This window comes from Lutimaribacter marinistellae, from assembly GCF_042648365.1.
GTDB lineage: Bacteria > Pseudomonadota > Alphaproteobacteria > Rhodobacterales > Rhodobacteraceae > Lutimaribacter_A > Lutimaribacter_A marinistellae.
The window spans coordinates 14,042-33,835 of the sequence record NZ_JBHRXI010000003.1; the positions used below are offsets into that span (position 1 = coordinate 14,042).

The window sequence follows — 19,794 nt, forward strand, 5'->3', positions numbered from 1 at the left end:
TATATGCCTGACTAAGTCCGAAACACTCTGAGTGCGTAGCGCACAAACACTGTGCAAGGCGCACTGACCTGCTCCCCTGAAATGTCCCCGGTTTGAGGTTAGCCTGTTCTCCGAACGAGGAGACAGACGATGAAGAGAAGCCGTTTCAGCGAAGCGCAGATCATTGGCATCCTTAAGGAGCACCAGGCGGGCATTGGCGCGCCCGATCTCTGCCGCAAGCACGGGATCAGCGATACGACCTTCTACAACTGGCGACGGAAGTACGGCGGCATGGAGGTCGCCGATGCCAAGCGGCTGAAGGCGCTCGAGGCCGAGAACGCGAAGCTCAAGAAGATGCTGGCCGAGCAGATGATGGACGTGGCCACGCTGAAAGAGATGCTCGGAAAAAACTTCTGAGGCCCGGCTCACGGAGGAAAGCGGTGGACTGGGCCATGACAGAGAAGAGCTATTCGCAGCGGCGGGCCTGCGCACTGGTGGGAATCGACCCGCGGGCATACCGGCGCAGGCCGAAGCGGCCCGAAGACGCAGAGCTGCGCGCCAGGTTGAAGCAACTGGCGTCCGAGCGGCGGCGGTTCGGGTATCGCCGCCTGCACATGTTGCTGAAGCGCAAGGGCTGGGAGGTGAACTGAAAGAAGCTCTACCGTCTCTACCGCGAAGAAGGGTTAACCATCCGCAAACGGTCGTTTATTAGTAGTACTTCAAATTGCAAACGGCCCGATTTCATGCCCTTGATAGGCTACGCCCGAGTTTCCACTGAGGATCAGACCCCCCTGCCCCAGTCTGAGGCCCTCCAATCTGCGGGTTGCGCCGAAATCTTCGAAGAGCATGCCTCCGGCGGCAATCGCGCGCGACCGGTGCTGGCGCGCGTGCTCGAACGCGTCCAGAGCGGCGATACGCTAGTCGTTGTGCGGATCGACCGTCTTGCGCGGTCTCTGTCGCACTTGCTGGAGGTGATCGAACGTCTGGAGGCCAAGGGAGCTTTCTTCCGCTCCCTGCAGGACCCTATCGACACCGCTTCCCCGCAGGGCAAGTTCACATTGCAGGTTCTTGGCGCCGCGGCCGAGTTCGAGCGTGCCCTGATCCGTGAGCGCACCAAGGCCGGGCTTGCGTCGGCACGCTCAAAGGGCCGCGTCGGAGGCAACCCAGGACTTCGCGCCAAGGACCCCGCCGCGCTGCGCAAGGTGCGGCTGGCGCGACAGGACGGCTACATGGAGCGCCTCAACGAGACCGCGCAGGATTGGGTGCCCCATGTGCGCCGTTTGCGGCCGGATATGGCCTGGGAAGACCTGCTCCGGATTATCAATGGCCCCCTGCCCCATGATCGTCATTGGACACAAAGCCGCCTGCTCCGCGCTGTGAGGGCATGTGTGCGCGACGGGTTTCTGCCCGATGAAGTGCTTGGCCGCGCCGGACGGCGTGAAACCGATGACCGCCTGCCGGCCATCGTCGCGGCGATCAAAGGCGCGAACCCCGAAATCACGCTGCAGGCGATCTGCGACCGGCTGGAATCGATGCGCGAACGGACCCCTCGAGGTCGTGCCAACTGGCAGCCGTCTTCGGTCAAAATGCTGCTGGAGCGCGCTGAAAGGCTGGGGTTGCTAAAGTCCGCGCATCAACAACAATCTTGAGAATCTTCCACGCCATGTAACGATTGCAGCGTTGCAGCGCACTTTGCGGGCGTGTGAATGAGTTCACGACGCGCAACCGAAGTTTCACGCTCAATCCGTCGTGCAATTCTCGGCTCCTCAAGGCTGACACGCGGCGATCAGTGAGCCAGACACAAAGCCTCAGTCGCGCATGAACGTGAGGAGGCGTCGAGTTGAGCTACAGTGCGCTACCGGCGGTTTCCAATTGTCTCCATTAGCTGAAAGTCGACTTAGCGAGGACCGACACGATGATAGAGGTCCCTGCCCTAGTATTTGCGACGAGGGTTCCTGGATTTGGACCTTCGGAAGGCATCTGCCATCGAACATTCCAGGCGCATCTTCTAAACAGGATGGGTGTCGCGGGTCGGTGAGGTGTAGTTGAATTCGTCGCGGAAACGCTGTGCCTCGTCTCGGATACTGTTCCCACGACGCAGGCAACAAGGATGCCCCCTACCCGGCTGGCGATCTTGGATCCGACAGCCGACAGGGCGTTGACCATCTTTACTCATGCAGCGCGTTTGGTCTGATCGTTTGGGCTCGGCACCCAGGTATCAATGTAGTTTTGAGTATCGATCCAGTTCGGTCGGTTATTTGCCGTATGTCTGTCGGTTCGTTGGCTGTTCCGGCATGAGCCGCCGCTGTGGTGAAGCGAGGCGCTTGCGACAACTAGTCTGCGCCAGATTGGCTCGTGAACCGCAAGTTTGTGCGTGCTGTTAACAGCTGTTAACTCGGGAGGGTACGTGGCTTCCCTAGTAGCGCTTTGGTCCGACAGCACAATTTGTGGATAAAATCCTTGACTTAACAGGGTGAATCACGGCCACTAGAGTCAAGTTGCGCAAATAAGCGCGTTCGAGCAGAGAAATTGCAACTATGTTTCAGACGGCACCCATCGAAGCGGCGTCCCAATCCGAGCTTACAAGCCAGATGGCCGCGCGTCTACACACGGCGCTCACGACGCATCTTCAACAGGCCTACGCGCCCGATCAGCGGAAGAATCTGAGACTATTCAGCGCAACAGAGACTGCTGACCTACTTGGCGTGACCGGTCAATTCTTGCGCAAGTGCCATAGCGATGGGTCGTTGCCTGAGCCGGCAGTCATCAAGAATGGACGACGCTTTTATTCCGGGAACGAGATCCTGCAAGCGCGCCATTTTCTCGAGGCAAGCTCTCGAAAGCCGGGAAAATACCTTCCTGGGCGTCGCAAAGGTGACAAGCTGCAGGTCATTCAGCTGATGAACTTCAAAGGTGGATCTGCGAAGTCCACCTCTGCGATCCATCTGTGTCACTACCTTGCTTTGAGTGGCTACCGCGTGCTGGCGATTGACTTGGACCCACAAGGGAGCCTCACGGGCTTTTGCGGGATTCAAACTGAATTGGAGTTTGAAGGAGCGTCAATCTACGACGCGCTGCGTTATGACGATCCTGTGCCGATGTCAGAAGCTGTCGTGGAAACCTATTTCCCTGGCTTGCATTTGGCCCCTGCCCGCCTTGTGCTGAGCGAATTTGAGACTGAAACAGCGGTCAATGCGGGGCGAGGTGTCGCGTTCTTTGAGAAGCTCAGTCTAGCGATCCAGTCCGTTGAGAGTGACTACGATGTAGTTGTGATCGACAGCCCGCCTGCTCTGGGTTTTTTGACTCTGACCGGTCTTTATGCCGCGACCTCCGTTATCGTGCCGATGACGCCGAGCATGCTCGACCTTGCCTCTACACAGCAGTTTGTCGAGATGACATCTGCCTATCTTGGGGTGATCGAGGACACAGGCGTCAAGCTCGATCATGATTTTTTCTCTTTTCTCATCACTCGGGACGATCCGAGCGATATTCCGAGTCAGCAGATCGTGAGCCTGATGCGGGCCCTCTTCCAGGATCGTGTCGTAGGAGCGACCGGACTGCGCAGTACGGCCATTGGCGACGCGTCGATGCTCAAGATGTCGATCTACGAGGTTGCACGATCCGAGATGACGCGGTCGACCTACGATCGGGCGAAGAACAGCATGGATGCTGTAGGTGCGGAGATCGCAGGGATGCTTCAACAGGCATGGGGGCGGTAGTCATGGCAATGGGGAAGAATAAAACTGGTATCATGGCTGCGATCACAGCAGCAAGTGAGGCGTCAAAGGAGGGTGCGTCCGACAGAGCCCATCGGACCTTGCCCAAGGGGACAATTGGTTCTGTCCGCGCCGGCCTCGGGGGCATTCAGGAAATCGACACTAACTTGATCCTTGCCTGGGGTCCAAAGGATCGGCTGGATATCGAGTTAACAGCTGTTAACAGTGACGCGGCAAATGCATCTATTCAAGATCTTGCGGCCAGCATTGCTGAGTCTGGACAGCAAGTTCCAGTGCTATTGCGACCATCAAAGGATCGTGACGGCCATTTTGAAGTCATCTATGGCCAGCGACGCATACTTGCCTGTCGCCATTTAGGGATGCCGGTGCGGGCTCTGATCCGCACACTCGACGATACCGATGCTCTAATGGCGAAGGGGCTCGAGAATGCAGGGCGTGCGGAGCTGAGCTACTATGAACGTGTTCGGTTCGCACATGCGATCTTGGAGCAGGGATACTCCCGTGCGGAAGCATGCCAAGCTTTGGCGATCAGCAAGAACACTCTCTCGCAGCTTGAACGTATCAACCGGCTTGTGCCGGTAGCGGTCGGAGAGGCAATCGGCGCGGCCCCAGGGGCAGGGCGCCCCAAATGGACGACCCTCGCAACAGCGTTCGAGAAGGAGCAACTCTCGGAGGAGCGTGTATTGGATGTGCTTGGTCAATCTGGCGATCTTGATTCCGACGGGCGGCTGGAACTCGTCATCAAGGAAATTGGCAAGCGAGGAAAGCAAGAGCGATCAGTTGAACAGCGCTCGCCCGTTCCTGGTGTGCAGATCAAGAGTGGGAAATCGGGACTCTCAGTAACCGTTAAGCGGGTAGGGGAGAACACAAGATTCGCGAATTGGCTGGATCAGAATCTAGACCAGCTCATACAAGATTCCTTCGATCGCTTCCGATCAGAGAACAACGAAGGATAGCGGCGGTTAACAACTGTTAACCGCCAAGACGGAGGCACTGAGCAGAAAGGAGGACGGCACAAAAGAAAAACCCTCGAAACCGAAGTCCCGAGGGCTGCTGCGCACAAGGCGCGATTTGTTTTGACACTACAATCTTAGCAGCCCGCGAATCGCTAAACAACGAAAAACGTCTTCGGGCGAACAGGTTTTCTGTGCCTAGCTAAGAGATGACAGAATTCAATGAGGCTCCGCATGGAGCGACTGGGACAGACATGCCTCAGAAGGGTGGAGGTTTGTCTAATACCAACCAACCCTCGGGGTGGCGCAAAGCGACGGCCGGACTGGCGGTTGCTGAACAGCACGCAAAAGCTGGTGAAGGATCAACCGTGCCCAAGTCACAGGCCTTTGTCGCCGTGAAACGCGTTGGTGCGCATATAGGCCTCAAGGCTGGCGACATGCTGCTTCTCGACACGCTTGGGGCCTTCACACAAGCCCAGGATTGGGAAGAGGGACAGCGTCCGATTGTCTGGGCGTCCAACTCTTATCTGATGGAGCAAACAGGCTTCTCGCTCTCGGCGCTCAAGCGCCATGCCAGGCGTCTGGCCGAGATCGGCGTGATTGCCTTCAAGGATAGTCCAAATGGCAAGCGATGGGGCCACAGGGACGCTGACGGTCGTATCCTCGAGGCTTACGGCTTTGATTTGTCGCCGCTGTCGGCTCGCGCCGAAGAGTTTGAGCATCTCCATGCCGAACTACAGGCTGAACGTGAACTCTGCCAGCGCCTGAAGCGCCAGATCACAGTTGCGCGCCGAATGATCCGCGCGAGGATCGAAGCGGCCCTCAGCCGTGCTCTGAGAGGTCCTTGGACGCAGCTCACAGGTCTATTTGAGGATCTCTTGGGCCGCCTGCCACGCCGGAACACGGCCTCTGGGACGCTTGTGCGGCTTCTGGAATGGTTCAGGGAACTCCAGGAGCGCGTCGAGGCAGCCTATCTCAAGGCGGTTCGTGCGGATGAGGTTGTGGAAAACATGCCTGAAGCCACCGAACAAGCGCTTCAGAAGACTCAAGAAATGGACCCCAGGGAGGTCATTTCTGAACCTCATATACTAATTACAACCCAACTTAATCCTGTAACCTGTAATCGCTCAGAAACTGAGCAAGCGGCGGCCGTGGTGCCAAATGCGCCACCGGAAGAGAAGGTGGATAGGGAGCTCGAAGACTGGGTGGCTGAAACACGTAAAAAACGTGGTGCGGCGCTTGATTTGCCGACTGTGATGCAGGCTTGTCCTGAATTCGCGTCCTGGGCACGCAATATGGGCGGGTATTTGAAGGATTGGGGCGATCTACATCGGGTTGTCGGGCAGCTCAGGCCGATGATCGGCGTCTCAGAGCACGCTTGGAACCTCGCTCAGGACCGTCTCGGGCCCCAAATCGCAACAGCAGCGCTGGTTCTCACGTTTGACAAGCATTGCGCCGGCGAAGTGGCGTCTCCGGGGGGATATCTGCGGGGTATGGTCGAGAAAGCCGGGGCAGGGGAGTTGCATCTCGAGCGCAGTTTCTATGGTCGGTTGAGCGGACAGGCGGCGTAATGAGAAGGGAAGCAGGTGTGCCGCGTTTGAAGTTCCAGGTCGAGCATGCGGAGATTGCCGCTCTTAATCTCCGCACCCTCTGCGGTGTTTACAGTTGTCTTGCGGAGATTATGCCGTATAATCTCCGCAAGGAATGCGTAAAATATGACCTACATTCACGAAATCCCTGATTGGCCCCAGTTTACCTGGGATAAGGCTAAGCTGTCGTCACAACTTGCTGCGGTCCGTCACCGCCAAGGCAAGCTCTTGGGGCGCATGGAGGGTCTTGGCTTCGATCTTCGCAACGAGGCGATGCTCAGGACACTGACCAGTGATGTCGTGAAAAGCAGCGAGATCGAGGGGGAGTCGCTCGATAAGGATCAGGTGCGCTCGTCCATCGCGAAGCGGCTCGGTCTCGATATTGGCGGACTGATCCCGTCCGATCGCCATGTTGATGGTGTCGTCGAGATGATGCTGGACGCGACCCAAGCATATGACCAGCCACTGGATGCGGAGCGTCTTTTTGGCTGGCATGCAGCTCTCTTTCCGACTGGGAGAAGCGGAATGACCCGGATCAGAGTGGGAAATTGGCGTGATGGTCCCATGGAGGTTGTGTCAGGACCCTATGGCCGCGAACGCGTGCATTTTGAGGGGCCTGCGGCCAACCGGCTGGAAGCCGAGATGGCGCGGTTTTTAAAATGGTTTGACCAGCACCCGGAAACAGATCCCGTCATACATGCCGCCATCGCCCATCTGTGGATTGTCACCATCCACCCCTTCGATGATGGCAACGGCCGCATCGCGCGCGCGATCGCAGACATGGCCTTGGCGAGATCGGAAGGCAGCGCGCAGCGGTTCTACAGCATGTCAACGCAAATTCGGCAGGAGCGGAGCGATTATTATAACATGCTCGAGTCGACGCAGAAAGGGGGGCTTGATGTCACGGCGTGGCTCGTTTGGTTCTTGGCCTGCCTAGACCGCGCATTTGATGGTGCCGAGATCATCCTTGAGGCCGTGTTCAGGAAGGCGCGGTTCTGGGAGAAATATGGAACGGCCAACATGAACGACCGCCAGCGGGACATGCTGAACCGCCTGCTGGATGGGTTCGACGGAAAGCTTACGACGTCGAAATACGCGAAGATCGAGAAGTGTTCGCAGGATACGGCCTATCGCGACATTCTCGATCTCATCGACTTGGGCACCCTGGCGAAAGATGATGCTGGTGGACGTAGCACCAGTTATTCTCTGACGGCGACGTAGAGAGGCTTTTCACAGGTTCGGTACGCGACAAGTGCACCCAGTGAACATGTCAGCCAATCACGTCACATACGTGACAGCCTCTCTTCGTCATCCACCACTTCCAAAGAACCGGTATTGTCAGTCCAGGCCCACAAAACAATGTTGAAGTCCGATGGCGACGCGCCCTTCGCAAAACTCTTGATCAGGAGCCCCGCAAACCGATCTGCTACGAGGGCGCGTGCTAAATCCTGTGTCGGCACAGGTTGGCCATCGAGCATCTTCATGCGCCATGCTGGGTCGGCAAGCATCGCCTCGGTCGCGTTATACCGGTCAAGTCCGTCCTGATCGCGGGTATCGAAAATAGGCCCAAGGTCAGCCTTGTAGGACACCAGGATAGTGGGTTGCAGGCTGCCGACCTGGTTGGCTTCTCTAAGAGCGGTCGCGGGATCCAGCGAGGTGTAGAGGGCAGGGGTGCCCTTTGCGTTAAAGCGCCCTCCATAGAGTTCAGCGCCTCGTCCGGACAGAGGTTCACGCGCATAGACCGGGTTTAGGGCGCGGTAGAGCGGCCCTGAGTAGCGTCCATCTTTCAGCGGCATCAGGCAAAGACGCCCGCATCGACCGCATCGATGTATTCCAGAACTTGCTGAGCTTTGCCTTCCTGAACCAGCTGCATGGCTGTTCGGCCATCAAAGCCGGGCAGGGGCTCTGACCGGTACCATGCATAGGCCATCAGTTCCGAGCCGAAGCGGGGTTCGACTTTGTTCAGCACCTCTACCAATTCGCGCAGGCGGCGCTGCGTCTTGTCCGAACCGATGCGGGCTCGCCTCTGCAGCGCGTCCTTGCCCAAGCCAACGGTCAATGCGATCTCTTCTGCTGATGTGCGTAGTACCGCGGCGATCTTGCGCGGTTCGAATTGCCCGGCTTCAGCAAAGTTCGTGATGTGCATGATCTATGCTCCTACAGTGATACTGACGGTATATAGCGGCAACATCGCTGAATTTCAAGCTGCCAGGAGGTGAGGTAATGTGACTTCTTTTCCCATGCTAATCCGTAACGCTGCATTGCTCTGAACGAGGCAAATCCTGATTTTTGGGCTTGAGAAGTCGCCGTTGGAGCGCTTTTGCCGATCGAGAACGTCAGATAAGTTATTGATAATACGTCAAAGACTGCGGCAGTCGGGCCGGGCTTGCCGATGTGGCTTGCCGATCTTGGACCGGAACCGGCACTTACTGCATGCAGTCATTGGGATCCGCGGTGGTGTCGGACCCTCGGCAGTTACCAGTTATCCCGGACCAGTTGGCTGGTGAAAAGGGAAAGTGTTCTTCGGGTTTTGTGACTGACGGATGAGGGCCTTTGGGGTCCCTCAGATGGGTCCGGGCCGGGTTCCGGTCTGCCGTTCCTGACGAAGGGCATTCCCATGCAAATAGGTGTCTTGCGCGTGTTACGCACGACCGCTGCCTCGTGGTGGCGGCATGGAGAGCTGCGCCGAACTGGCCAGACGGTGCTGGCACAGCGGCTCGAACGCCAGACCGTCCTGCGTGATCTCGGCCATCTCAGACAGGCGGCGTCATTGCCAAACGCGCATGTGATCTGCGGAGAGGGCGGCACATTCCTCCATCTCGGTTGGACCACCGTGTCGAGTTTCGCGCCGATCGAGCGCTTTCCCTTGGCCGCTCTTGCGGTCGCACGAGGGACACCCTTCATCGATATTCGACCCGTCACCGATGTCATCGCCTTCGCGAACCTGCCGCGGGTGACGCGGAACGGATCGGTCAACCCTGAACATTCGGGTGCCGACAGGTGCGTCTCGCTGACCACCTACATCGACATGGTCGAAAAGCTCGGTGCCAAGATCGCCAACGATCCGCGGTCCCGTCAGTCAATCTGATCACCAATTCCTCTCACCAATACTCGAAAGGAGGCCAGCCATGGCCCGATCCCGCATGCCCAAGTTCGATGCTTCCGAGGTCATCACAAACGAAATCATCCGCATCATCGAGCGCGGCGTTTTGCCGTGGCGCAAACCCTGGACGGCAGGTGGCAGCTCGCGTCCTCTGCGCGTTGGAGGAGAGCCGTACCAGGGCGTTAACAACTTCCTGCTCACCATGCGAACGGTAATGGCGGGCCATAGCTCGCCCTTCTGGATGACGCTTCCGCAGGCCAATGCTTTGAATGCAAAGGTGCGTAAAGGCGAGAAGTCCTCCGTCGTCGTCTATTACGGTCAAAGCCGGAAAGACGCAGGCGGCCAGGAAGACCAAGAGGAGAGCGATGACCGCTCCGAGGCATCCTGCATCTTCCGCTTCCAGAAATCCTACCGCGTGTTCAATGCCTGCCAGATCGAGGGTCTGCCCGACAGCTTCTTCCCGGATCCGGAGCTGACACCCGAACATCCGCCGTCCGAGCCCATCCCGCATATGCAGGCGTTTTTCGACGCCATCGACATCACGACCGTCTTCACGGGGACGGAAGCCTACTATCTGCCACCTGTAGACAAGGTGTTCATGCCATCCATTTCCAGGTTCGAGAACCCGCGGAATTTCTACGGGGTCTGGGCCCATGAGCTGGCCCATGCCACCAAGGCACGGCACCGGCTGAACCGCGATTACGGCCTCTCGCGCTTCGGCAACACGGCCTATGCCCGCGAAGAGATCGTCGCCGAGCTGACCTCGGTGTTCCTTGGCCAGACGCTCGGCTTTACGGCCCATACGCTCGAGATGAACGCGGCGTATCTCTACAATTGGCTGCGCGTTCTGCGCTCGGACAAGGGCGCCATCTTCAAGCACGCCGCTGATGCGCAGCGCGCCTGCGACTACCTGATCGCACGGTCGGAGGCGGGCAGGGCAGGGGAGGTCGACCAGGCCGCTTGAGGGGATGTGTGTCGGCAAAGGGAAAGCAGGCTTTGAGAAGGGTGTTTCAAACTTCTCAAAGGACAGACCCATGACCAACGCAGCACAGCCTCTGACAGACCGCCCAGACCCCGCCGTAATCGCCGCTCAGAATGACGCTTTCCGCAAGCTCGCCTGCCTCGGGGTGCCGCCTGAGCAGCCCATCCAGGGCCGCATGCATGTCACCCGCTCGATTATGGAGGCTGGTGACGGCTTCATGGCCGAGGCGGTGAAGGCCACGGGCATGTTCGAGACCTTCGAGCCCGAGAACGATCCCGAAGGATGGCATGATTTCGGGGCGGTCGAGATCCGCGGCGAGACCGTGTTCTGGAAAATCGATCTGTATGAAGCGGATTCCGATTTCCGCTTCGGGGCCGAGACCCCTGACAATCCTGCCACCACAATGCGCGTGCTGACCATCATGCTGGCGCGCGACTGGTAGAAGGGCAGGGGGCTCCTCCCCCTGACACCCCAAGAAATGAAGGCCCGCTGACCCATCAAAGGGAGAGTGGGCCTTTTGTCGTTGTGATCCCCGAAGCCGGGGATTGGTCACGTGCTCGTGCGCGGACCGCATCTAACCCACCAAGAAGGATATCCCATGACCGCAAGTTTCAAACACGTCTCTGTCGACATCGGCGATCTGACTGCACACCCCGCCAACGTCCGCAGCAACTCCCCGGAAACCTACGACCCCGAGAACATCGCGCATCTGAAGGCCAGCATCGCTGTGCTGGGTCTGCTCCAGCCGCTCCTGGTCCAGAAGATCGACGGCAAATACGCCGTGCTGGCGGGCGGGCGTCGTCACGCCGCGCTAAAGGAGCTGATCTCGAACAAGTCCGCGAAGGGCTTCACCGCCAAGACCAAGATCGACTGCCGCATCGTACCCGAGGATTGCGATGTGACCACAGCGTTGTCGCTCGCTGAGAACATCACGCAAGCGCCGATGAACGCGATTGACGAGTTCGAGGCTTTCGCGCGGATGATGGAAGTCGACGGCCAGACGCCCGAGACCATCGCAAAGACCTTCGGCACGACGGTTGCCGCCGTGAAAGGCCGGTTGCGCTACGGCCTGATCCACCCCGATGTCCGCGCGGCGGCCCGGGCCAAGACGATCACGCTCGATACGATGAAGGCCTTTGCCGAGCATCCCAGCCAGGAGGTGCAGAAAGAGGTCTATGAGGCACTCACCCAGGAAGACAGCTACCTCCAGGCCTACACCGTCCGTCAGGCTCTCAAATCCCGCGGGGTGCAGGTCAGCGACGATATCGGGGCTTTCGTGCGCGAGGACTATGAGGCCCGCGGCGGGGCCATCGCGGCTGATCTTCTGGAAGAGCATTCCGTGCTCGAGGATGCCGCGCTGGTCGAGACCATCCTGCTCGAGAAGCTCGGGGCCGCTGCCGAGGAGACACGCGTGAAACTGGGATTTGCCTGGGCTGATGCGATGGTCCGCTATGATTACGCGACCATGGCTGAGTACGGCCGGGTATATCCCGGCCCGATCGAACCGGATGAGGCATCCCAGAAGCGCATCGACGAGATCACCGCCGAGCTCGAGCAACTCCATCTCGAGATGGAGGATGAGGGGCTCGAAGACGGCGCTTACAATGCGCTCTACGACCGGGTGGACGCTCTGGAAGAGGAAGCCCGCGATCTGCAGGAGGACTACAGCGCCGAGGATCTCGCCCGTGCAGGCGTGATTGCGTCTTGGTCGAACGGGCAGTTCACGCTCCATGTGGGCCTCGTCCGCCCGGAGGACACCGTGAAAGTGGAAGGCGCGCGCGGCTCGTCGGCAAGCCCGACCGCGGAGGAGGCCCCGGACGCCGGCGAAATCACCTACCCAGCCTCACTGGCTGAGGACCTCAAGACCGAGCGAGCCATGGCGCTTGGGGCCGCGATGGCGCTGCATCCGGAGGCCACGCTCGATCTGACGCTCTTCAAGCTGGTCAGCGACGTCCTGGGCACCGGGATGAGCGTGACGCAGGCAATCAAGATCGATGCCCGCAAGGAATACCGCAGCCATGCCAAGATGGACGAGATCGACGAGACCTCGCTCGAGCAGGTGGCGGCGGCGCATGATGCCCTTGACCTCTCGTGGCTCGATGACGCCCGCGCGCCCGCCGATCAGTTCGCGGCGTTTCGCGCGCTCGAGGCGGGCGAGAAGGCCAAGCTCGTCGCCTATGCGACCGCCAGCACCACGCAGTCCTGTTTCGCGCGGGACCGGCAGCGTGACAGCCTGATGCATGACTTCGAGATCGAGATCATGCCCGACATCCGCGCCCATTGGACGCCGAACGCGGCGCTCTTCAACCGCTTCAAAAAGGCATGGCTCCTCAAAATCCTCGGTGAGGAACTGGGTCTGGCCCAAGAGGCAGTGACGCTTGCCTCGTCGAGCAAGAAGGAGATCGTCGCCTTCTGCGACAAGCTCTTCGCCGAGCCTTTCGCCACGCTCACGGATGCACAACGCGCTGCCGTGGCGGCCTGGTGCCCGCCGATGATGCAGACCGCCGGTGTCGCCTGTGATGAGGCGGAGCCCGCTGCAGAAACCCCGGAGCCTGACAGCGAGGTCGCTAAAGCAGCCTGAGTCCTCACGCGATCCGCGCGAGCCATGCCGCCCGCGCGGGTCGACCCCCCCCACACCCAACGGAAAGACATCCCCATGGCTATTCTCAAGTTCTCTGCCTCCGCAGTTGCGGCGCAGATCGCTCATGCGCGCGCCTGCAAAACCTTCCTGCCCAACTGGAAAGGCCCGGTAGACAGGCCCGCCCTGATCCTGATCGTCGGCAATGGCGTGCATCTGCGCTCGAACGGCATCGACGGCACAACCACCCGCATCGTCGCGACCGAACAGGCCGATCCGTCCTTAGCCTTCGCCCAAGGCATGAACCCGTTCCGCGACACCGACTGGATGGCGCAGCGCCGCATGGCGTTTCGCGATCTGACCGGCCAGTTCTACACCGACATTCTCGACGATGTGCAGGTGTTCATCGACCGGGGGCAGGGGGCCATCCGGCTCGCCACCGATGGCCACAGCATCCGCGTCTTCGTGCGCCGGGCCTCGGACTATCTCATCGGCGGAACCTACGAAGTGCCCTCGGGTCTTGGCGGCACGTTCCGGGTCATCCTCAAGGATGCCTGCGACACCTTCGCGATCGTGCAGAACTGCGGCAATTGCGAGGATTTCGACGCCATGCAACCCTATCGCGTGCCGCTCGATGCGCTGATGGAAATCGATGACCGGAGGGCGGCGTAATGGGATGGCTTTTCTACACCGACGGCCGCGTTAAAACCTACGTGGATGAGAAAGCGGAAATTGCCCGGCTCTGCACCTTTGAGGGCGACACGCGCAAAACTGAACTGGTCAAGGCCTGCAAGGTTGGCTCCACCTGGTATGCAGCGGCTAGGGTTACCAATCGCGACGGCACCCCCGTCGAGGACGCGACCTATGTCACCGATCCTGACGGCTCGATCACTTTCGCCGCCGTCTTCCTCACCGCCTACGACGATGGGTGTTGGGGTTACAAGGATATGGAGGAAAGCGCTGGCCCGAACGCGTCGCGCGCGCCCCTTGCGCTGATCGAACTTCTCTCCGACCTGAAAGACCCGGACAGCTACGCCCGGGACTGGCGCCAGCGCTGCCGGGAATGGGCTTTGATCCCGAACTACGATGAAGGCGACAAGATCAAGCTCGCAAAACCGGTGACGCTCACCGATGGCAGCACCTGCCAGATCGTCACCGCGACGCACTACAGACGCGGGCGGCAAAAACGCCGCTGCTACCGCATCGAGGAAACCGGCGGGCTCGTACGCCTGTCGAAAGCGACGCTTTCCGGCTCGGAGCTGCTCAGCTCCGCAAAGGGCGAGGCCAGTCCTGTACTGGCGGAGTTCCTGGCGGGGCAGGGTGGCTGAGTTTCCCGCTGAGACAACACCACGGGACCACGCGCACACATACTGCCGACTTGAAATCGTATCTCAAATGAGATACATCACCCCAATCAATTGGAGGACCATCCATGCCTGCCCAAACATCCATGCTTCATGTCCGTGTTGACGATCAGCTGAAAGCACAGGCTTCGGACGCACTTGCGGGCGTCGGTCTGACGCTCTCCGACGCGGTGCGTATTCTTCTGACCCGCGTGGCCGCAGAAGGCGGATTGCCTGCCGGATTGACCGCTGATCCGGGTGCCTATGACGCCTGGTTCAGGGCGAAGGTACAGGAAGCGCTGGACGATCCAAGGCCCACAACGCCCCATGCCAAGGCGATGCAAGACGCCCAGGCATTGATTGACGGGAAGCGCCTTGCCAAATCTTGAATGGAAAGCCACGGCCATAGCCGACTTGCTGGCAATCATTGACTACATTTCTGACGACAACCCGGATGCCGCTCAAGTTCTCAAAGATGAGATTGAACACAAGACGTCCCTCCTTCCAGAACACCCTCAGATGTACCGCGCGGGCCGTGTGGACGGGACTAGGGAGATGGTTGTTCGGCCAAACTACATCGTGGTTTATGCTGAAAGCCCTGAGATGGTGACCATTTTGCGCGTTCTTCATGCTGCGCAGCAGTGGCCATGATCGGGGTGCAGGCCCCCCGCTAAGAAATTGCCCGCTCTACGCCTTCAAAGTGTAGAGCGGGCTTTTTGTCCTTTGGAACTCAGACCCTGATCCAAAGGAAAATCCGCATGACCAAGCCCAAACCGGCAAACCCGGCTCGCTCAATCTCCGCCGGTGACCTCGTCTCCGCCCTCGCACAGATTGGCGCCGAGGTCGACCGCCAGCCCCTGCGCAGCTCAGCGCTCGCGCGCATCATGCGAGAGACGCTTCATGGTAGCGATGCCGGGGGCGCCTGGGACTGGCGCATGGCATATGACCTGATGCAGGCCGCGGCCATCCAGGTGCTGCTGCGTGGGGACAACGCAGCGGGTGATATCGCTACCGCAAAGCTCCTAGCCTCTCGGCTGCTGACGGAAACCCGTCGCTCCGAGCAGCAGATCCGGCTGCAGCAGTTTTCCACGCCGTTGCCATTTGCCGCCTTGGCCGTGCGGGCGGCTGCGGTCCGCAAAGGCGAGGCCGTGCTCGAACCATCCGCGGGCACCGGAGCCCTGGCCGCTTTCGCCGCCCGGGCCGGTGCCACGCTTTTGCTCAACGAGATCGACCCCTTTCGCCAGCGCCTTTTGCGCGCGGTGTTCGACGGCGAGGTGACGGGCCATGACGGTGAGCATATCGACGATCTGCTGCAGACACCGGTTTTACCCGAAGTCGTGGTGATGAATCCGCCCTTTGCCTCCTCTGTCGATCGCTCCCGGGACAAGTACATCGCTGCCAAACATCTCATCGCGGCTGCCAAGCGCCTGGCACCCGGCGGGCGGCTGGTGGCGATCATGTCGCCGGGATTCACGCCCGAACGCGATGCCGCGCATTGGTCCCGCGCCTGCGGTCACCTGACACCGCGATTGGCCATCACGATGCCGGGTCGGGTCTATCGCAAGCTCGGGACCTCTGTCGAAACCCAGCTCATGGTCTTCGACAAGGTGCAGGAGGATGGCGAGATGATCCGCGCCACGGTTCATGATCTGGAGGAAGCCTTGCCTTTTGTCGACGCCGTGGCAGCGACCCGGCCCGAAGCGCGCCCCGCCCAACGGGCGGCGACAAACCCTCATGCGCGATCGGTCGGTCCAGTACCTGTCACGCGCAAGCGCTCAGTTGCCACAGTCGCCGCCTCCAAACCACGCGCCAATGCTGCCATCCCGCTCAGCTTCACAAGCTTCGATGTCCCGCGCGACAACACGCCCGTCTCGGACATCTATGCGCGCTACCGTCCGCAGCGGATCGAGATCGCGGGCGCGCAGGAACATCCCACGCCGCTGGTCGAAAGCATCGCCATGGCCTCGGTCGCGCCGCCGGTGCCCACAAACACGGTCAATGCGGAATTGCGCCTGCCCGCCAGGCTGATCGAGGAGGGACATCTCTCCGAGGCGCAGCTTGAGACGATCATCATGGCGCATGATGCCCATGGGCGTGATCTGCCCGGTCGGTTTACCATCGATGACGACCAGACCAAGCTGACGCGCGCCGATGATGACCCGGATGCTCGTGCCTATCGCCTTGGCTATTTCCTCGGCGACGGCACCGGTTGCGGCAAAGGGCGGGAGTGCGCAGGTCTCATCCTTGTGAACTGGCTGGCCGGGCGCAGGAAGGCGATCTGGGTCTCCAAATCCGCCACGCTTATCGAGGACGCGATCCGCGACTGGACCGATCTTGGCGGCTCGCCAGCCGACATCCAGCCGCTCTCCAAATGGAAACCGGATCAGCCCGTCCCTATGGGTGACGGTATCCTCTTCGTCACCTACGCCACGCTGCGGTCCGCGGGCAAATGCGGCACCACGCGACTTAGCCAGATCCTCGACTGGATGGGTGAAGACTTTGAAGGCGTGCTGGCCTTTGATGAAGCCCATGCCATGCAGAATGCGGCGGGGTCCGAGCAGGGCAGGGGGGTCAAACCCTCGCAGCAGGGCCTTGCGGGCCTGCGGTTGCAACTGGCAGCGCCACGTGCACGCGTTTTCTACATCTCGGCCACGGGTGCCACGAGCGTCCACAACCTTGCCTATGCGGCGCGTCTCGGTCTCTGGGGGCAAGGCCCCGAATACCCCTTCCCAAGTCGGGAGAGTTTCGTCTCGGCGATGGAAGCCGGCGGTGTCGCCGCCATGGAGGTGGTCGCGCGCGATCTCAAGACGCTCGGCCTCTACACGGCACGCGCCCTCAGCTTCGATGGTGTGGAGTATGACGTGCTCGAACACGCGCTCACCCCGGCCCAGATCGAGATCTACGACGCATATGCGGGCGCGTTTCGGACGATCCACCACAATCTCGAGGCGGCACTGACGGCGACTGGCGTCAACGACGCCTCGGGCGAGACCAATGCCTCGGCCGCACGGGCGTCGGCCAAGTCCCGTTTCGAAAGCACGAAACAGCGCTTCTTCAACCATCTCCTGATGGGCATGAAGGCGCCGACCATCATCGGCGCCATCGAGGACGATCTGGCGGCGGGCAAGGCTTGCGTCATCCAGGTCGTCTCGACAGGCGAGAGCCTGCTGAAACGTCGGCTTGAGACGATGGACGCGGGAGACGAGCTCGTCGAGGGTGCCTTGACGCCGCGCGACTATGTTCTGGGCTATCTCGAACAGGCCTTCCCGATCCATGCGCAAAAGCTCGTTGAGATCGACGGCAATGTGGTGGCGGAACCCTTGCGCGATGAGACCGGTGCGCTGGTTGTCTCGCGTGAGGCCCTTGCTTTGCGCGACGCGGCCATGATGGAGTTGATGACGCTGGCGCCGATCCCCTCGGCGCTGGACCAGATCCTCTGGACTTTTGGCGACGAGGCTGTCGCCGAGGTCACTGGGCGATCTATCCGGCCCCTCAAGGCCGAGGACTGTCATCTCTTCATCGAGAAGCGTAGCGCAAGCAGCAATTCCCCCGAGACCCAAGCCTTCATGGACGGCGAGAAGGATATCCTGATCTTTTCTGACGCGGGCGGCACGGGCAGATCCTATCACGCGGCGCAGACGGCGAAGAACCAGAAACGGCGGCGGCACTACCTGCTGGAGCCCGGCTGGCGCGCCGATGCGGCCATCCAGGGGCTTGGTCGCACGCATCGCTCGGCTCAGGTCAGCGCGCCGTTCTTCCGGGTCTGCACCTCGGATGTGCATGGCGAGAAGCGCTTCACCTCGACGATCGCCAAACGCCTCGACCAGCTGGGGGCGCTCACCAAGGGCCAGCGCGAGACCGGCTCGCAGGGCATGTTCCGCGAGGAGGATAATTTGGAAAGCCCGATCGCGCGGTCAGCTTTGCGTGGATATTTCGCCGATATTGCCGCCGGGCGCGCCGAGGCGATGAGCTATGAGAGCTTCACCGACTGGACGGCCCTGCGGCTGATCGACAAGGACGGCGTGCTGCTCGAGGAGCTTCCCCCGATCCAGCGGTTTCTCAACCGGGTGCTTGCCCTTCCCATCCACATGCAGAACGCGCTCTTTGCGGAGTTCATGCGCCGGATCGCTGATCAGACCGAACGGGCGCGCGCGGCGGGCACGCTCGATCTCGGCGTGGAAACCCTGCGTGGCGAAAGAATCAAACAGGTCTCTACGGAGGATCTCTGGACCTGCCCAAAATCCGGCGCCGTGACGCGGATCATCGGGCTCGAGGTGACGGATCCGGTTCACGTGCTTGGGGCCGAAGAGGCCCTCTCGCGCAATTCCGACAAGCTGCCGATGGTCAATCGCGCCTCTGGACGCGCGGCGCTCATTTCGGCGCGGCCGATGCAGATGTATGACGAGGACGTCGTCACGCTGATGCGCAAGGCGGTGCGGCCAAACGGGTCGAGCTATCTCGAGGAGACGCGATTTGAGGCGTCTGCCTGGGAAGAGATCGGCAGGTCTGAGTTCGCGCGGCTTTGGGATGCCGAGGCGGCCTCCTTGCCCAAGACCACCACGACCAAGCTCTATCTGCTGACCGGTCTCTTGCTGCCGATCTGGAAGGACATCCCGACCACGAATGAGCGCATTTACCGGGTTACGCCGGCCGGGGCGGCGGCGATGATCGGGCGCACGTTGAGCGAGGAAGGGGCGGCTGCGCTGCGCGCCCGCTTCCTCGTCTCCGACCCGCACACGCCGCAGGAGATGCTGACTGCCGCCCTCGGCACCACCGCGCCGGTCGATCTGGGCCGGGGCCTGAGCCTGACCCGTCGCCGGGTCGCAGGCGAGATGCGCCTCGAGCTTAGCGGCGCCGACAGGGGCATGATCGACGGCCTCAAGGCCCTCGGCTGCTTCACGGAGATCATCGCCTTCCAGTTGCGGGTGTTCCTGCCGCATGGGGACGGGATCGACACGGGGACCATTCTGGCCCGGATCGTTGGGCAGGGCACCACCAAGACGGCAGAACAAGCCGCTTGAAAAGCCAAAGCGGGCTTTGGGTCGGGCGTCGCGGATCGGAGTTTGGCAGGTCCGTGCTTTCCGGGCACGCGCCGACCAATGCCACGCCCGGCCCCCCAACATCAGACAAAAGGACAGACCCATGACCAACCCCCAGATCGACTATGCCGCGCTGGCGGCTCAGTGGCGCGCCGAGCGCGAAACCACCCTGAAAGCAACCCGAGCGGAACTGATCGCGCAATTGCGCGCGCTTGGCATCAACGAGGTCACCGCCGAATACGAAGGCTATGGCGACTCTGGCAATGTCGAGGACGTGAATGTGCAGCCTGCGGAGGTCAAACTGCCGGAAGCGCTTGTCACCGCCGTGGGCGATTTCGCTTGGTCACTCGCCTATCACCATCATCCGGGGTTCGAGAACAACGAAAGCGGTTACGGCACGCTGACCTGGGACATTGCAGCAGACAGCATCACCCTCGATCACGCCGACCGCTATATTGAATGCTCGCACAGCTATGACGAGGGGCTTTGAG

At 60.6% G+C, this 19,794-nt stretch carries 17 protein-coding genes and 1 pseudogene; 16 read left to right on the top strand and 2 right to left on the bottom strand.

Translation table 11 applies throughout. From position 1 onward, the window contains the following. Nucleotides 1–129: 129 nt before the first annotated feature. The 6 genes and pseudogenes from ACFORG_RS04145 to ACFORG_RS04170 all read left to right on the top strand — a co-directional run. A pseudogene (locus ACFORG_RS04145) lies at nt 130–728 on the top strand (transposase); the annotation flags it as partial. Further along, nucleotides 723–1,628, top strand: a complete 906-nt coding sequence (locus ACFORG_RS04150) for a recombinase family protein (protein WP_386734196.1) — start codon at nt 723–725, stop codon at nt 1,626–1,628. The pseudogene ACFORG_RS04145 and the gene ACFORG_RS04150, both read left to right, overlap by 6 nt. 888 nt (nt 1,629–2,516) lie before the next feature. Next, nucleotides 2,517–3,698 carry a plasmid partitioning protein RepA gene (repA, locus tag ACFORG_RS04155; RefSeq protein WP_386734127.1) on the top strand — a complete coding sequence of 394 codons (1,182 nt, stop codon included), beginning with the start codon at nt 2,517–2,519 and terminating at the stop codon, nt 3,696–3,698. A gap of 2 nt (nt 3,699–3,700) precedes the next feature. Continuing rightward, nucleotides 3,701–4,672, top strand: coding sequence for a plasmid partitioning protein RepB (repB, locus tag ACFORG_RS04160; protein WP_386734128.1), 972 nt, complete (start codon nt 3,701–3,703; stop codon nt 4,670–4,672). A 251-nt stretch (nt 4,673–4,923) separates the two neighbouring features. Beyond that, nucleotides 4,924–6,240, top strand: a complete 1,317-nt coding sequence (repC, locus tag ACFORG_RS04165) for a plasmid replication protein RepC (protein ID WP_386734197.1) — start codon at nt 4,924–4,926, stop codon at nt 6,238–6,240. 144 nt (nt 6,241–6,384) lie between these two features. Beyond that, complete coding sequence (locus ACFORG_RS04170) at nt 6,385–7,479, top strand: Fic family protein (RefSeq protein WP_386734129.1); 1,095 nt, start codon at nt 6,385–6,387, stop codon at nt 7,477–7,479. Nucleotides 7,480–7,541: 62 nt separating this feature from the next. Here the strand turns inward: ACFORG_RS04170 and ACFORG_RS04175 are convergent, their stop codons facing one another. Next, nucleotides 7,542–8,054, bottom strand: a complete 513-nt coding sequence (locus ACFORG_RS04175; protein WP_386734130.1) for an RES family NAD+ phosphorylase — start codon at nt 8,052–8,054, stop codon at nt 7,542–7,544. Then, nucleotides 8,054–8,404, bottom strand: a complete 351-nt coding sequence (locus ACFORG_RS04180; RefSeq protein WP_027264271.1) for an MbcA/ParS/Xre antitoxin family protein — start codon at nt 8,402–8,404, stop codon at nt 8,054–8,056. Before ACFORG_RS04180 ends, ACFORG_RS04175 begins: the two co-directional genes overlap by 1 nt. A 471-nt stretch (nt 8,405–8,875) precedes the next feature. Here ACFORG_RS04180 and ACFORG_RS04185 point away from each other — a divergent pair, with 471 nt between their 5' ends. From ACFORG_RS04185 to ACFORG_RS04230, 10 genes are all read left to right on the top strand, one after another. Next, the gene (locus tag ACFORG_RS04185; RefSeq protein WP_386734131.1) at nt 8,876–9,346 is read left to right on the top strand and encodes a hypothetical protein; all 471 of its coding nucleotides are present in this window, start codon (nt 8,876–8,878) and stop codon (nt 9,344–9,346) included. 40 nt (nt 9,347–9,386) lie between these two features. Next, nucleotides 9,387–10,325 carry an ArdC family protein gene (locus ACFORG_RS04190; protein WP_386734132.1) on the top strand — a complete coding sequence of 313 codons (939 nt, stop codon included), beginning with the start codon at nt 9,387–9,389 and terminating at the stop codon, nt 10,323–10,325. Between the two features lie 70 nt (nt 10,326–10,395). Further along, on the top strand, nt 10,396–10,785 hold the full coding sequence (locus ACFORG_RS04195; protein ID WP_386734133.1) for a DUF3768 domain-containing protein: 390 nt from the start codon (nt 10,396–10,398) through the stop codon (nt 10,783–10,785). Between the two features lie 156 nt (nt 10,786–10,941). Further along, on the top strand, nt 10,942–12,924 hold the full coding sequence (locus tag ACFORG_RS04200; protein WP_386734134.1) for a ParB/RepB/Spo0J family partition protein: 1,983 nt from the start codon (nt 10,942–10,944) through the stop codon (nt 12,922–12,924). Nucleotides 12,925–12,999: 75 nt separating this feature from the next. Then, the gene (locus ACFORG_RS04205; RefSeq protein WP_386734135.1) at nt 13,000–13,593 is read left to right on the top strand and encodes a regulator; all 594 of its coding nucleotides are present in this window, start codon (nt 13,000–13,002) and stop codon (nt 13,591–13,593) included. Beyond that, nucleotides 13,593–14,249, top strand: a complete 657-nt coding sequence (locus ACFORG_RS04210; RefSeq protein ID WP_386734136.1) for a DUF6927 domain-containing protein — start codon at nt 13,593–13,595, stop codon at nt 14,247–14,249. Before ACFORG_RS04205 ends, ACFORG_RS04210 begins: the two co-directional genes overlap by 1 nt. Nucleotides 14,250–14,353: 104 nt before the next feature. Continuing rightward, nucleotides 14,354–14,653 carry a type II toxin-antitoxin system RelB/DinJ family antitoxin gene (locus ACFORG_RS04215; RefSeq protein WP_386734137.1) on the top strand — a complete coding sequence of 100 codons (300 nt, stop codon included), beginning with the start codon at nt 14,354–14,356 and terminating at the stop codon, nt 14,651–14,653. After that, entirely contained in the window at nt 14,640–14,915 is a 276-nt protein-coding gene (locus tag ACFORG_RS04220) for a type II toxin-antitoxin system RelE/ParE family toxin (protein WP_081824934.1), read from the top strand. The genes ACFORG_RS04215 and ACFORG_RS04220 overlap by 14 nt, the downstream gene beginning before the upstream one ends. A gap of 107 nt (nt 14,916–15,022) precedes the next feature. Further along, on the top strand, nt 15,023–19,285 hold the full coding sequence (locus ACFORG_RS04225; protein ID WP_386734138.1) for a strawberry notch-like NTP hydrolase domain-containing protein: 4,263 nt from the start codon (nt 15,023–15,025) through the stop codon (nt 19,283–19,285). Nucleotides 19,286–19,406: 121 nt separating this feature from the next. Further along, complete coding sequence (locus ACFORG_RS04230; protein ID WP_386734139.1) at nt 19,407–19,793, top strand: DUF6878 family protein; 387 nt, start codon at nt 19,407–19,409, stop codon at nt 19,791–19,793. Nucleotide 19,794 lies beyond the last annotated feature (1 nt).

Bases quoted from the DNA above. Each gene is read 5' to 3' on its own strand.
- ACFORG_RS04150 (WP_386734196.1), top strand. From the start codon at position 723: ATGCCCTTGATAGGCTACGCCCGAGTTTCCACTGAGGATCAGACCCCC.
- repA (WP_386734127.1), top strand. From the start codon at position 2,517: ATGTTTCAGACGGCACCCATCGAAGCGGCGTCCCAATCCGAGCTTACA.
- repB (WP_386734128.1), top strand. From the start codon at position 3,701: ATGGCAATGGGGAAGAATAAAACTGGTATCATGGCTGCGATCACAGCA.
- repC (WP_386734197.1), top strand. From the start codon at position 4,924: ATGCCTCAGAAGGGTGGAGGTTTGTCTAATACCAACCAACCCTCGGGG.
- ACFORG_RS04170 (WP_386734129.1), top strand. From the start codon at position 6,385: ATGACCTACATTCACGAAATCCCTGATTGGCCCCAGTTTACCTGGGAT.
- ACFORG_RS04175 (WP_386734130.1), bottom strand. From the start codon at position 8,054: ATGCCGCTGAAAGATGGACGCTACTCAGGGCCGCTCTACCGCGCCCTA.
- ACFORG_RS04180 (WP_027264271.1), bottom strand. From the start codon at position 8,404: ATGCACATCACGAACTTTGCTGAAGCCGGGCAATTCGAACCGCGCAAG.
- ACFORG_RS04185 (WP_386734131.1), top strand. From the start codon at position 8,876: ATGCAAATAGGTGTCTTGCGCGTGTTACGCACGACCGCTGCCTCGTGG.
- ACFORG_RS04190 (WP_386734132.1), top strand. From the start codon at position 9,387: ATGGCCCGATCCCGCATGCCCAAGTTCGATGCTTCCGAGGTCATCACA.
- ACFORG_RS04195 (WP_386734133.1), top strand. From the start codon at position 10,396: ATGACCAACGCAGCACAGCCTCTGACAGACCGCCCAGACCCCGCCGTA.
- ACFORG_RS04200 (WP_386734134.1), top strand. From the start codon at position 10,942: ATGACCGCAAGTTTCAAACACGTCTCTGTCGACATCGGCGATCTGACT.
- ACFORG_RS04205 (WP_386734135.1), top strand. From the start codon at position 13,000: ATGGCTATTCTCAAGTTCTCTGCCTCCGCAGTTGCGGCGCAGATCGCT.
- ACFORG_RS04210 (WP_386734136.1), top strand. From the start codon at position 13,593: ATGGGATGGCTTTTCTACACCGACGGCCGCGTTAAAACCTACGTGGAT.
- ACFORG_RS04215 (WP_386734137.1), top strand. From the start codon at position 14,354: ATGCCTGCCCAAACATCCATGCTTCATGTCCGTGTTGACGATCAGCTG.
- ACFORG_RS04225 (WP_386734138.1), top strand. From the start codon at position 15,023: ATGACCAAGCCCAAACCGGCAAACCCGGCTCGCTCAATCTCCGCCGGT.
- ACFORG_RS04230 (WP_386734139.1), top strand. From the start codon at position 19,407: ATGACCAACCCCCAGATCGACTATGCCGCGCTGGCGGCTCAGTGGCGC.